Below are 11,982 nucleotides of genomic sequence, written 5' to 3'. Positions count from 1 at the left end.
GAGGGAAGGAGGGGAGATGGCATTGGATTATAGAACGGAAAAGGAGCGGGAGGAGGATAAAACGTCCTCTCTCATTATGATTTGGTTAATGTGCTGGTTCATCTACGGACTGCTCTATGGATTGGTTTATTTAAACGTTCTCTTTATCGTATTTGTCCTCTTCTCTTCTTTTTTAGGAGTGAAGGGACTGATTGAACGTGATAAACGAATTACACGCGAACGGGAAATACGAAAATTAAATGTCGAGATTGATTCGGAGGAAGGGGAAATGTTGATGAAACGTGAATTTTCGACGTATGAGGTAACGGGATATGACGACCAAGGGAAAATCAAGTTCGTTCATTTGAGAGAAGGGGAATTCGTGTTGCCCGTCGAGATCAATGGGGATGACTTGCGAAAAATCAAAAAGATGATGGAGCTCAATCCGGGTGTGACCGTGATTGTACATGCGGCGATTGACCAAAGGCGGATGCGATTACTGGAGGTCGACGGATACTCGCTCCGAAAAGACGATATGTAAAACGCCAGCACCTCATAAAGGGCTGGCGTTTGTTTATGGAATCAAGAGGATCTTCCCTTGGCTCTTCCGACTTTCTAAAAAGGCGTGGGCTGATGACCCGTCTGATAAGGCGAACGTCGTTGGCGATGGAACGATAAGTGACCCGTCGTCGATCCAACTGAACAATTCGTGTGACCGGCGAATTCGTTCTTCCATTGACGTGAGCACGTTCCATAGGTCCCCACCCGTCAACGTCTTCGAGGTGTCCATGAGCATACGCGGGTCGACCGGTTTTGGGTCGCCACCGGCCATGCCGTAGAAGACAACCGTCCCACCGATGCGAGTTGCTTCGAAACTGTCTTCTAATGTCGAACCGACCGAGTCATAGACGACATCAGCACCACGACCGTCTGTCACGGTACGAATATGTTGAACCCATGCTTCGTCATAGCGATAGGCACGGGCACCATGCGTTTGAATGGTCGAGACTTTTTCGTCTGTCGACGTGAGACCAATGACCTGTCCGCCGAGGCGTTGAATCATCTGCGTCAACAACTGACCGACACCGCCAGCGGCTGCGTGAACAACCGCAACGTCATCAGGTTGAATCCGATAGCTATCGTGAACGAGATAATGAGCCGTCAATCCTTGAAGCATGACCGATGCGGCCGTTTCAAATGAAATGGTGTCTGGGAGGGGAATCGCCTTGTCGAGTGGGACAGCGACGAATTCTGCGTTGGCATGCGGGACATCCGCAAAGGCGATTCGATTTCCGACTTGTAGCGACGTGACGTTCGCTCCGACCGCCTCGATGACGCCTGCCCCTTCATACCCGAGAATGTATGGAGGTTCTCCGACAAGATGATAATTCCCTTTTCGACGATATACATCGGCATAGTTCAGTCCAATTGCTTTCGTGCGGACCAATACTTCATCGACTTGTGGCATCGGTGTCGGGACTTCTTCATACGTTAAGACATCAGGACCGCCAAACTGATGGAAGACGAGTGCCTTCATACTGATCACTTCCTTCGTTAGATTCACTCAAACTATAGCATATGTTGCTTGAATCACTTGTAGAGATGCCCAAGACAAAGCCTGAGTCCAATTTGATGAACTCAGGCTTTCTTCGTCTCGATTTGCTTTCCTGCTTGATAGCCGGCCGCTAAAATGAATAAGATACCTACGATGAAAGGAATGACTGACTGAAAGGCAAGACCTGCTGCAAACGAGGATGAGGCAAATAGCGCGAACATGACGGTGACATTTCTTTTCATCTTACTCCAACTTTCCAATCTTTTCCTACATCATAACAGCCCTCCTCATTGCTGAGAAGGGCTGTCGTTTTTGTTTCAGGCTGATGCTTTGTCTGCTTCTTCTTGTGCTTTCAATTCTTCACCATACGAGACGCGGTCTTGAATGCGAACGAATGGAAGATACACCGCAACGGCCATAGCGATTGTTGCAATTTGTAAGAGGGCAGCACGCCATCCACCGATCAAGAATCCAGAGATGACTGGAGGTGTCGTCCATGGTACTTGAAGCGCGTTGAACGGCTCGACCCAACCCCAAAGGATGGCAAAGTAAACCATGAATGAAGCGATAGCTGGCACGACAACGAATGGGACGAACATGATCGGGTTGAAGACGATTGGCATCCCGAAGATGACCGGCTCATTGATGTTGAAGATACTTGGTGCAAGTGACAACTTCCCAAGCTGCTTCAAGTGTGCCGAACGTGCGACGATCAGTGTCGCGATAATGAAGCCGATTGTAATCCCTGATCCACCAAGTTTCGTGAACACATCGAGGAATTGAATCGTAACGATTTTTGCGTTCTCGCCAGCGACGAGCGTACCACCAGCATCGATGATCGCTTGGTTTTGAAGCGCGTTCGCTGTGAGAAGAGGTCCCATGATTCCCATAAGGATTGCGGCTCCGTGAATTCCACACCACCACATGACAGACATGAGCACCATGATGATGACGGCTCCTGCGAGTGTATCCGTCAAGTTTTGAAGTGGAGCTTGAAGAACATCATAGATGACTTCTGTGAACGTACGCTCTGCAACCGCTTGGAAAATCGCAAACGTCGCAACGGCGAGTGAGATGATTGCCAAACCAGGAACAAGTGCAGAGAATGAGTTCGATACGCCTGGTGGAACACCGTCTGGCATTTTAATGCTGATTCCGCGTTTGATGAACTGCGAGTAGATAAATCCGACTGTCAATCCAACGATGATGGCAGCGAGGACACCTTGTCCACCTGTCCATACTTTTGGAATGACGCCACCAACGAATTCCCCAGATTCAGACAAGACAGAAGCTTGTGTGATGATGAGGAACGAGATGATTCCAAGGATACCAGCTGGTACGCCTTCGATCTTTTCGTTCTTGACGTATGAGTAAGCGATTCCAAAAACACCGATTAAAGCAAGGATGTCAAACGTCGCACCGACGACTTGCGTGAGCGGGAGTGACCAGTCTGCTCCGAATAGACCTGACATGAAGTCAGCCCAACCTGGAATCGGTAACGCCAGGATGAGAAGGAACAACGATCCGATGATTGTCATCGGCATCGTGAGGATGAACCCGTCCTTAATCGCAAGGACGGGCTTGGCGTTCGCAAAGCGAACAAAAGCAGGGGTGAACTTTTCAAATACTCTTTCTAAGCGGCTCATAGGGGAACCTCCTTATAGGTCTTCAGCGCGCGTGGCGATGATCTCTTTATACCAGTGGAACGACTGTTTCTTCTTCCGTGCGAGACCATTGTTGTGGTCGACGTAGATGAACCCGTATTGTTTCTTATAACCATTTAACCAGCTAAGTAGGTCGATTGCAGACCAAGCATAGTAACCGGCAACGTTGATGCCTTGTTGAACAGCGTGTTTTACTGCGCGAAGGTGACCTTCGATGTACTCGATCCGTGGCGTATCCATGATCTCGCCGTCGACGATCGGGTCGACATCACCGAGACCGTTCTCTGTGATATAGATTTTGACGTCGCCGTAACGATCTTTCAACATATGCATGCCATCGAGGAACGCTTCCGGTGAGATTTCCCAATCCCATTTCGTGTACACTTTGTCGTCCATCTTAACTGTCTTGTAGACACCATCGAACGATGGGTTACCAGGGCGACCTGTCGAGTTCTCACGTCCACCAGCCATGACGAGCGCAGAGTCATTTTTCATGACGCGCTGCGGGCTGTAGTAGTTGAGACCGATAAAGTCATTCATCGGAGCAGTACGTTTCAAGACGTCGAGTTCTTCCTCCGTCATTTCAGGGAGAAGACCTTGTTCGTTTAAACCGTTCACGACGTACTCCGGATATTCACCTTTTAAGATTGGATCGTAGAACCAATGTGTCGCATAAGCGTTCGCGTGCATTTCAGCAAACTTGTTCTCTTCTGCGTCATCGATACTGAACGCTGGGTTGAACACGTGTGTGATCCCGATTTCGCCAGTGTGACCGTTTCGTTTGAAGAGCTCGACAGCACGGGCGTGAGCGACGAAAACGTTATGCGTCGTTTGGAAATAACCTTTGACGTCGCCTTCGATGCCTGGCGGGTGTGCGCCTGTTAAGTATCCAAGTGAGCAGAAGATGACCGCTTCGTTGAACGTGATCCAGTGGTTCACACGATCACCGAACGATTGGAAGCAAGTATCCGCGAAACGGACGAATGCGTCAACCGTCTCTTTGTTCTTCCAGCCGCCTTTTTCTTCAAGTGCTTGTGGAAGATCCCAATGGTAGAGCGTGACGAATGGGACGATGTCATGTTTCAAACATTCGTCGATCAAGTTGTTATAGAACTCGAGTCCTTTTTCGTTCACTTCACCCGTACCGTTCGGGAAGACACGTGGCCATGAGATCGAGAAGCGATACGATTCGAGTCCCATCTCCGCCATGAGCGCGATGTCTTCTTTATAACGATGGTAATGGTCGACTGCGACGTCGCCGTTTGTGTTTTCAAATGTCTTACCAGGAATTTTCGAGAAGACGTCCCAGTTCGAGAGGCCTTTCCCGTCCTCGTTCCATGCGCCTTCGACCTGGTAAGAGGCCGAAGCAGCGCCGAACAAGAAATCTTTAGGCATTTTCAAAGTAGTCACCTCAGTTTATTTATTTACAAGTTTCAATGAGTGGTCTAATACTTTCGCACCGTTCATCATGCCGTAGTCGACTGTGTTGATGACGTCGATTGGAACACCTTTTGGTTCACAGATTTGCTTTCCTTTTGAAAGGAGGTACTTCACTTGTGGTCCGAGAAGTGCAACGTCGATGTTGTCAACGTAAGTTTCCATCTCTGATTCTGGATAAGCTGCGATTTCAGCTTCGATGCCACGTTCAGAGGCAACCGCTTTCATTTTTTCTACTAACATACTTGTTGACATTCCTGCCGCACAGAAGAGTCCGATTTTAATCATTTTTGATCCATTCCTTTCAATTCGTTGATTTCGTTTTGCATGTTCATCATATATCCAAGCATTTCTTTGACGAGAATCGTGTTCATCAAGTGATCTTGCGCGTGCACCATGAGGACACCGACCGTTGCCGATTTACCTTGTGCTTCGAGCGTCACGAATTTCGTTTGAATCGCATGTGCTTCTTTTAATGTCGCGTCACCAGCAACGACTGCTGCCTCTGCTTCTTCTTTTTTTCCTTCTTGCATGAGGAGCATCGCTTGATGGTAGCTCGCTTTGGCGTCACCCGAGAGGGCGATGAGACCGAAAATATCTTCCGGTGAGATTTCAATTGTTTCCGAAACCATAATATCTCTCCTTTTTGTATGGATAAATGGAATTCATAGGTACAAATTATTTTCTACATGTTGATAGTAGCACGAAAGCGTTTTCGTGTAAACCCTTACTTTTTAGAAAATGGCATAAAAAAATGCGCGCGAGAAAAGCATCTCTCGGGCGCGTTTAGGACTTGATGTTCGAGACTTTGAGCATTTTGACATGTTTAAAATGATGGGTGGAACGAGAGACGTCGAAGATTTGTCCGTTTGTTAAGTAAACGGTGTTATCGACAATCAAAGCAGGGTCGTTCTCTTTCAGGTCGAGCAGGCTAGCTGAGTCTGCATCGAGGAAATCCGCATAAATGACACGATCAGCAAATCCGATGGCGAGCTTTTGATCGTTTCGTAAATACGTATAGATCGACTTTTGAACGATGTTTTCGTCTAAGTAGATAACGAGCTCTTTTCGGAAGTACGAATCCTCTACCGAGAACGGATGATCATCGACGAGACGTAGCCGTTTCACGAAATAGACGGGTGTACCAATTGGGCACTTCATCCGCTCCGCGACTTCATCGTTCGCGACCGTCTGTTCGAAATGTAAGACGCGCGTCTCGACTTTCCGACCACTGAAGTCACTCGTGAGACCTTGGAGTTTTTCAAGATTGATGTAATCGCTATTGTAGTGGTCGCGGACGAAGACGCCACTCCCTTGAACTTGATAGACATATCCTTTGTTGACGAGAATTTCGATCGCTTTTCGGACCGTGTTGCGGCTGACACCGTATTTATTGGCGTACTCATCCTCGGTCAATAGTTTATTCGTATGTTGGTAGACATGATTGACAATGTCTGATTCAATCTGACTCGCAACTTGCTTGTACTTCGGAGACATACAGTTCTACACCTTTCACAAAAAATTTGTAGGAATGAATTTGCTACCAGTATAGCAGATAACCTTTGTAAGCGGATACGTTTCATTTATCAATTGTTGAAAAAAGTCGAACGAATCATTGAGGGAATATTCGGAAAATGTGAAACAATGAAGGGTGAGATTACGTATATAAGAGAAATGCACGCTAGAGAAAGGATGTGTTTGATTTGACTGAGACACATTGGTATACGGAAGAAACAGCATGGCGGAAGTCACATCTTCGGGTCGGTTACGTAATGCTGACGTTTATTGTGGTCGCCATTGTCCTATCGTTCTTTGGTCGTTATGTCTGGTTGACCGTTCCATTTCTCTTGATTGGAATCGCTATGATTGGGTTAGACGTGAAGAAGTATCGGATGCGTCGTACGCATATGAATGATCGAAATGTAGTGCAATTACTGAAGTGGAACCTACTTTATGACTTGATCAGTTCAGGTGTGCTTGTCTCCCTGGTTTCAGCTCTTCTCATCTTTCAATATGACAGTTTGGCGTTAGCGATTGGACTGCTTGTATGGGGAGCGGTGAGCGATCAGGTGTCGCGCATGTTTCAAAAGAAACTAAAGGAACATGCCCCGCTATTACATCAGTTGGATCAGGAACGGCAAAAATGATGAATGAACGCATGACGCAAGAGAAGGCATGGAAACGTTTATTCGACCAATGGATTTTCGGCCTGTTTGGAACATTTGTGGTACTGATGTTACCGATTAGCTTATTGACCGATGAGCTCACATGGGGCGTGCTGTATATCACCTGTGCACTCATTCCATTGAACATCTTATACGTGAAGCGTTATCAGATGCGTTTGGGGTTTCAACCAAAGTTGAAAGGGTTGTATCATCGTCAGCTTGCTCGGGACGTGATTAATAGTGTTGCCTGTTTTCTCGCATTGAATGATCAACTATTGTTCACGTCTAACGTAGCGTACATTTATGTGACGGTGTTCATCGGTGGCGCGATACTATGGACGTTGAACGTGAACAAACAAACGAAACGACAAGACGAAGGGTATATGAAAATAGACAAGGAGGCGGTATAGATGGAGCAAGATGTAAAGTGGGTGCAACGGATGCGACGTTATGCCGTACCCGTCTTGATCTTGTATGTCACGGCCGTCATTGTCGCCCTCTTGTTAGAGAAAATATGGTTGATTCCTATTATGGTGTCGGTCTCTGTACTCATCGTCGTGACGGGTTTTCAAGAGATGCGCATCATGTGGCGAATGACAAAACATCCAAAAGCGCATCGAGTCCTCATTTTCCAATACATGTTTGAATGGATGGACGCGATTTTGTTGACTACACTCATGGTGACCCTGCTGACAGCAGAAGAATTTGGTCTCATGATTGGTCTCTTTTTTGGAATATGGGGAGTACTCAGTCCGATTCGCCAGAAGTGGTTTACGAAACAACTCCAACATATTGAACCAGAGCTACCGACGTACGAGGAAGTGATAGAAGGGAGAGGTGACGTATGGAATTATCACCAAAAGTAAAATCACAAATCGATACGATTTTAAAAGTAGACCGCTGGACCGGATGGGGTGTCGGAATCATCGGCATCGGGCTTGTTGTCAGTTTTTTGATTTACGCCTCGTATTGGACACTCTCAGATGGGGTCGTCACGGGAGCATTATATGCGGTGCTCGCTGTCGTGTTGACAGGTATTTTTGTTCGATACCAGATGTGGCTGCGTTTCGTGAAAAATCAAACGGCACGTAACCTCTTATCGTTCAAAATGATTGCACACACGCTCGCTTTGACGGGTGTCGGGATTTATGGACTCTTTTATTTCACGAGTGAAACGACAGGTCCACAATCATTCCGTGTGTTCCTCCTTTCGCAGCTGACGTTTTTCGGGATTGAATACTTGGCGAAACGGTTCGACCGCGTTATTCAGTCCTATGATGAGAACTATTTGACGGATAAAGATTTGAAAGAGATTCGTGAGGTCCGTGAATACGAGAAGGAGCAACGTCGTGAACAAACGTGATCAAATGAGAGAGCTCGCCAGTGTTGAGTCTGAGAAGAATGGAGTCTTCACTTTTCTGTCGTGGATGATCTGTATTTCGCTGTTTGTTGCGACTGAAAAAGGATGGGTGTCAGCAGAAACCGTTCTTTTGATTGGTCAATTTGCAGGCCTATTTGCGATTAAGAAATCTTGGAAGAAAGAAACGATTCAATTGAAATATTTAACGAATCGAGACGCCAAACGTCACATACACTTGATGTCGATTTTTAATTTTTTGACGTTCCCGGTTTTGCTAATCCTCATGTTCGGATGGATCACGAAACAAATTGAGACACCTTACTTTATCGGATTGATGGTCACTGGAGGTGTCATATCAGTCATCGGACATAAATGGTATGAGCGATATATGGTTCGTCTTGATGAGAACTATGTCACGGAACGAGAGTTAAAGGAAGAACAGAAGTGGGGGAGCGCGTGACTCACTCTAGAAAGTAGGAATATGAAGTGAGGATTGCGACATATAACATTTGGAACAATGAAACGTTATGGCAAGAGCGAATCGAAGCGGTTTGCCAAGAAGTAAAACGAATCGACGCGGATGTGATTGCCCTGCAAGAAGTCCGTTCTTATGAACAGGGAAGTGTGGCTCATGACATTGCTGAACAAACAAGGTATCCGTTCTGCGTTTTTCATCCTTACCCTGACTCACCAGACGAAGGACTCGCTTTTTTGAGCAAGATTCCCTTGTCTTCAGTTGAAGCGATTTGGGAAGAAGATGTTGAAGAGTCAAACTTTTGTGCGACACGAGTGACGCTTGGACGGGGAAGCCAGGAATGGGGCATCACCAACGTCCATCTGAACTGGCGCTCTCCTTCGATTCGAGAACGTCAGATGAGAGCGGTTCAAGACTGGTTAAGCAAAGGATGCCAGAAGTTGATCGAAGTGTTGTGTGGAGATTTCAATGATCACCCTCAATCCACTATCTATCATGACTTATCGGATGTAGGGTGGCGGGACGTGACGACGTTTGTTGCGGAAGAGCCACTGCCGACGCTAGACGTAAAACAGAATCCGTACTTACAATCTTCTCATCTTACGCAGTCTGAACGATACGATTGGATTTTGATCCGTTCCGAGTGGAAAGATGTTGAGATCCAGGATGTCAACGTGTTCGGGGACATGCAAACGGGTACCGACATTGTACCGAGTGATCATTACGGAGTGGTCGTCGATGTCATCGTGAACTAAAAGGAGGATGTGCTGCGGCGCATCCTCCTAATTATTTGAACAACCGAGCGATGAACCCCGCACATGCCAAGAACGGTATGACGAAAAGGAGCCCGAGCCATTGATCTCGCCAGACGACAAACCAGAAAGCGGCTTGTAGACAGAGGATGGCAACTGCGGCAAAGATCACGAATAAAAATGCTTTCTTACGTGTGGAGCGGTCGTCCCACCAGTCTTTGAAGTAAGGAAAACTGCATAAGAATGCCATGGCCATGAAAAAAATCGCAGGAAACAACATGACGTCTCCTAACGTGTTATTCCCTTCAAATTCGAGCCACCTGGATAAGACGGATAACAGTATGCCGATCAATAGGAAGATGCCACCCATGTGTTTCCCCTCATTTCTTTACTCGTTACTTGTATCATGCCCGTTCTATCCCCACTCGAAAACCTGATGAACGGATGGCTTTTTAGTGAAAGTGGTGACTTTTACATGAACGGTAAAAAAGTATTGAACGACTATTTTTACGATTCCACTATCCAACACATCTTGTACTCGATAGCATGAAAGCGTATCTGGAGAAACGGCTGGATATGAGATAAAAGCGCCAGAACTCTGCGGAGTTGACGAGGACGAAGGTGATCGAGGAATTCGGCGGATGCCTTCCAGTCGCGTGTCACGACTGAGAGAGTCTCGATAAAACGCTCGGGCGACCGGACGGACAAAGCGAGACTTGATGACATCACTCTAAAAAGCCCGTTTCCTTTTTCGAGAAATCGAAGAATAGAGGAGATTTGTTTATGTGTGGAATCGTAGGGATGATCGGACAAGTTGGAACGAAAGAGATTTTATTGAAAGGACTTGAAAAGCTCGAGTACCGTGGTTATGACTCGGCAGGGATTGCCTTGGTCGGTGATGACGTTCGTATATTCAAAGAAGTTGGACGAATCCAAGCACTCCGTGACATCGTATCGGCTGACGCAGAAGGAACGATCGGAATCGGTCACACACGTTGGGCGACACACGGGGTACCGAGCGTACCGAACGCCCACCCGCACCAAAGTACGACAGGACGCTTCACGCTCGTCCACAATGGTGTAATTGAGAATGATGAACAGTTAAAAGCGACACTCGAGGTCCCGTTCCTTTCAGAGACGGACACGGAAGTCATCGTCCAGCTCATGGAGAAGCACTTCGTCGAGCTCGGTGATGTCGAGGCGGCGTTCCGCAAGACGCTCTCGGACCTCCACGGTTCATACGCGATCGCGATGATCGACTCAGAAGACAAAGAGCGCCTCTATATCGGGAAGAACAAGTCACCGCTTCTCGTCGGACTCGGGGACGGCACGTTCAACGTCGTCGCATCGGACGCGATGGCGATGCTCCAGGTGACGGACCAGTACCTCGAGCTCCACGACGGCGAGATCGTCATCCTCACACGTGAATCGGCAACGATCAAGACGCTCGACGGTGACGTACTCGAGCGTGCACCGTACACGGCCGAAATCGATGCGTCAGACATCGAGAAAGGCACGTACGCGCACTACATGTTGAAGGAGATGGACGAGCAACCGGCCGTCATCCGCAACATCATCCAGCACTACCAGAACGAGAACGGCGACATCGAACTCACAGAAGGCGTGCGCGAGCTCGTCTCGGAAGCGGACCGCATCTATATCGTCGCGTGTGGGACGAGCTATAACGCCGGACTCGTCGGAAAAGATATTTTGGAACGCATTGCCGGTATTCCGACAGAAGTGCATGTTTCTTCTGAATTTGGCTACAACATGCCTCTCTTAAGTGAACGTCCGTTGTTCGTCTTCTTATCACAATCCGGTGAGACAGCGGACAGCCGAGCCGTGCTCGTCGAAGTGAAGAAGCGCGGATATAAAGCGCTCACGATGACGAATGTCCCGGGATCGACACTCTCACGTGAAGCGAACGAGACGATGCTCCTCCATGCCGGACCGGAGATCGCGGTCGCTTCGACGAAAGCGTACACGGCTCAGATTGCCGTCCTCGCGATTCTCGCATACGACATCGCTCGTGCGACGGGTAAAGCGTTACCATTCGACCTTATGCCGGAACTCGCTCGTGTCGCGACGATCATGGATTCCATCATGGCGCAAAAAGAGTTGTTCGAAGACCTTGCGGAACGTTACTTGAAGACGACACCGAATACGTTCTTCATCGGGCGTGGGCTCGACGCGTCTGTTTGTCTTGAGGGAGCGCTCAAGGTGAAGGAAATCTCGTATATCCAAGCGGAAGGGTACCCGGGTGGGGAACTAAAGCACGGGTCAATCGCCTTGATCGAAGACGGGACACCGGTCATCGCACTCATCTCACAACCGAAAACGAACTTGAATATTCGTGGGAACGTCAAAGAGGTCGTCGCTCGTGGCGCGAACGCTTGTATCATCTCCATGCAAGGTGTGGAACACGAGAACGATGATTTCATCTTGCCGCATGTCGAGCCACTCTTGGCACCGCTCATCAACGTATTGCCAGTTCAATTGATGGCATATTACGCGGCACTCGCCCGTGGTTGTGACGTCGACAAGCCACGTAACTTGGCGAAATCGGTGACGGTGGAATAAATTAAATAGTGAAGA

The 11,982-nt window shown here is 47.9% G+C and carries 16 protein-coding genes; 8 read left to right on the top strand and 8 right to left on the bottom strand.

All coding sequences use genetic code 11. The annotated features are described in order from the left end of the window. Positions 1-22: 22 nt before the first annotated feature. Positions 23-520, top strand: a complete 498-nt coding sequence (locus KNO87_RS13670; RefSeq protein WP_214814681.1) for a hypothetical protein — start codon at positions 23-25, stop codon at positions 518-520. A gap of 33 nt (positions 521-553) precedes the next feature. Here the strand turns inward: KNO87_RS13670 and KNO87_RS13665 are convergent, their stop codons facing one another. The 7 genes from KNO87_RS13665 to KNO87_RS13635 all read right to left on the bottom strand — a co-directional run bounded on the left by KNO87_RS13665 (position 554) and on the right by KNO87_RS13635 (position 6,132). Beyond that, on the bottom strand, positions 554-1,516 hold the full coding sequence (locus KNO87_RS13665; protein WP_214814680.1) for a quinone oxidoreductase family protein: 963 nt from the start codon (positions 1,514-1,516) through the stop codon (positions 554-556). Between the two features lie 101 nt (positions 1,517-1,617). Then, entirely contained in the window at positions 1,618-1,776 is a 159-nt protein-coding gene (locus tag KNO87_RS13660; protein ID WP_214814679.1) for a hypothetical protein, read from the bottom strand. A 75-nt stretch (positions 1,777-1,851) separates the two neighbouring features. Further along, on the bottom strand, positions 1,852-3,180 hold the full coding sequence (locus KNO87_RS13655; protein WP_214696903.1) for a PTS sugar transporter subunit IIC: 1,329 nt from the start codon (positions 3,178-3,180) through the stop codon (positions 1,852-1,854). Positions 3,181-3,192: 12 nt separating this feature from the next. Beyond that, a complete protein-coding gene (locus KNO87_RS13650; RefSeq protein WP_214814678.1) occupies positions 3,193-4,599 on the bottom strand; it encodes a GH1 family beta-glucosidase in 1,407 nt (468 codons plus the stop codon). 15 nt (positions 4,600-4,614) lie between these two features. Then, positions 4,615-4,923, bottom strand: a complete 309-nt coding sequence (locus tag KNO87_RS13645; RefSeq protein ID WP_015880671.1) for a PTS sugar transporter subunit IIB — start codon at positions 4,921-4,923, stop codon at positions 4,615-4,617. Then, positions 4,920-5,267, bottom strand: a complete 348-nt coding sequence (locus KNO87_RS13640; RefSeq protein WP_214696899.1) for a PTS lactose/cellobiose transporter subunit IIA — start codon at positions 5,265-5,267, stop codon at positions 4,920-4,922. Before KNO87_RS13640 ends, KNO87_RS13645 begins: the two co-directional genes overlap by 4 nt. 154 nt (positions 5,268-5,421) lie before the next feature. After that, positions 5,422-6,132, bottom strand: a complete 711-nt coding sequence (locus KNO87_RS13635; RefSeq protein ID WP_214814677.1) for a GntR family transcriptional regulator — start codon at positions 6,130-6,132, stop codon at positions 5,422-5,424. Positions 6,133-6,338: 206 nt separating this feature from the next. Here KNO87_RS13635 and KNO87_RS13630 point away from each other — a divergent pair, with 206 nt between their 5' ends. Genes KNO87_RS13630 through KNO87_RS13605 form a run of 6 tightly spaced genes read left to right on the top strand, consistent with a single transcriptional unit; the run spans position 6,339 to position 9,390 of the window. Continuing rightward, positions 6,339-6,782 (top strand): hypothetical protein, encoded by a 444-nt coding sequence (locus tag KNO87_RS13630; RefSeq protein ID WP_214814676.1) that lies wholly within the window; start codon positions 6,339-6,341, stop codon positions 6,780-6,782. After that, positions 6,782-7,210 carry a hypothetical protein gene (locus tag KNO87_RS13625; protein ID WP_214814675.1) on the top strand — a complete coding sequence of 143 codons (429 nt, stop codon included), beginning with the start codon at positions 6,782-6,784 and terminating at the stop codon, positions 7,208-7,210. Before KNO87_RS13630 ends, KNO87_RS13625 begins: the two co-directional genes overlap by 1 nt. Further along, on the top strand, positions 7,211-7,666 hold the full coding sequence (locus tag KNO87_RS13620; protein WP_214814674.1) for a hypothetical protein: 456 nt from the start codon (positions 7,211-7,213) through the stop codon (positions 7,664-7,666). It begins immediately after the preceding gene. Next, a complete protein-coding gene (locus KNO87_RS13615) occupies positions 7,645-8,163 on the top strand; it encodes a hypothetical protein (protein ID WP_214814673.1) in 519 nt (172 codons plus the stop codon). The genes KNO87_RS13620 and KNO87_RS13615 overlap by 22 nt, the downstream gene beginning before the upstream one ends. Then, positions 8,150-8,620, top strand: a complete 471-nt coding sequence (locus KNO87_RS13610) for a hypothetical protein (protein ID WP_214814672.1) — start codon at positions 8,150-8,152, stop codon at positions 8,618-8,620. Before KNO87_RS13615 ends, KNO87_RS13610 begins: the two co-directional genes overlap by 14 nt. A gap of 26 nt (positions 8,621-8,646) precedes the next feature. After that, a complete protein-coding gene (locus KNO87_RS13605; protein ID WP_214814671.1) occupies positions 8,647-9,390 on the top strand; it encodes an endonuclease/exonuclease/phosphatase family protein in 744 nt (247 codons plus the stop codon). Positions 9,391-9,421: 31 nt separating this feature from the next. Here the strand turns inward: KNO87_RS13605 and KNO87_RS13600 are convergent, their stop codons facing one another. Further along, complete coding sequence (locus KNO87_RS13600) at positions 9,422-9,757, bottom strand: hypothetical protein (RefSeq protein WP_214814670.1); 336 nt, start codon at positions 9,755-9,757, stop codon at positions 9,422-9,424. A 413-nt stretch (positions 9,758-10,170) separates the two neighbouring features. Here KNO87_RS13600 and glmS point away from each other — a divergent pair, with 413 nt between their 5' ends. Continuing rightward, the gene (gene glmS / locus KNO87_RS13595; RefSeq protein ID WP_214814669.1) at positions 10,171-11,967 is read left to right on the top strand and encodes a glutamine--fructose-6-phosphate transaminase (isomerizing); all 1,797 of its coding nucleotides are present in this window, start codon (positions 10,171-10,173) and stop codon (positions 11,965-11,967) included. Positions 11,968-11,982 lie beyond the last annotated feature (15 nt).

It is taken from the genome of Exiguobacterium sp. s34, from assembly GCF_018617435.1.
Classification (GTDB): domain Bacteria; phylum Bacillota; class Bacilli; order Exiguobacteriales; family Exiguobacteriaceae; genus Exiguobacterium; species Exiguobacterium aestuarii.
The sequence above is the reverse complement of the archived record's forward strand: the minus strand, read 5'-3'. Positions and strand labels throughout refer to the sequence as shown.

Bases quoted from the DNA above. Each gene is read 5' to 3' on its own strand.
- KNO87_RS13625 (WP_214814675.1), top strand. From the start codon at position 6,782: ATGAATGAACGCATGACGCAAGAGAAGGCATGGAAACGTTTATTCGAC.
- KNO87_RS13635 (WP_214814677.1), bottom strand. From the start codon at position 6,132: ATGTCTCCGAAGTACAAGCAAGTTGCGAGTCAGATTGAATCAGACATT.
- KNO87_RS13615 (WP_214814673.1), top strand. From the start codon at position 7,645: ATGGAATTATCACCAAAAGTAAAATCACAAATCGATACGATTTTAAAA.
- glmS (WP_214814669.1), top strand. From the start codon at position 10,171: ATGTGTGGAATCGTAGGGATGATCGGACAAGTTGGAACGAAAGAGATT.
- KNO87_RS13655 (WP_214696903.1), bottom strand. From the start codon at position 3,180: ATGAGCCGCTTAGAAAGAGTATTTGAAAAGTTCACCCCTGCTTTTGTT.
- KNO87_RS13665 (WP_214814680.1), bottom strand. From the start codon at position 1,516: ATGAAGGCACTCGTCTTCCATCAGTTTGGCGGTCCTGATGTCTTAACG.
- KNO87_RS13645 (WP_015880671.1), bottom strand. From the start codon at position 4,923: ATGATTAAAATCGGACTCTTCTGTGCGGCAGGAATGTCAACAAGTATG.
- KNO87_RS13640 (WP_214696899.1), bottom strand. From the start codon at position 5,267: ATGGTTTCGGAAACAATTGAAATCTCACCGGAAGATATTTTCGGTCTC.
- KNO87_RS13600 (WP_214814670.1), bottom strand. From the start codon at position 9,757: ATGGGTGGCATCTTCCTATTGATCGGCATACTGTTATCCGTCTTATCC.
- KNO87_RS13620 (WP_214814674.1), top strand. From the start codon at position 7,211: ATGGAGCAAGATGTAAAGTGGGTGCAACGGATGCGACGTTATGCCGTA.
- KNO87_RS13660 (WP_214814679.1), bottom strand. From the start codon at position 1,776: ATGAAAAGAAATGTCACCGTCATGTTCGCGCTATTTGCCTCATCCTCG.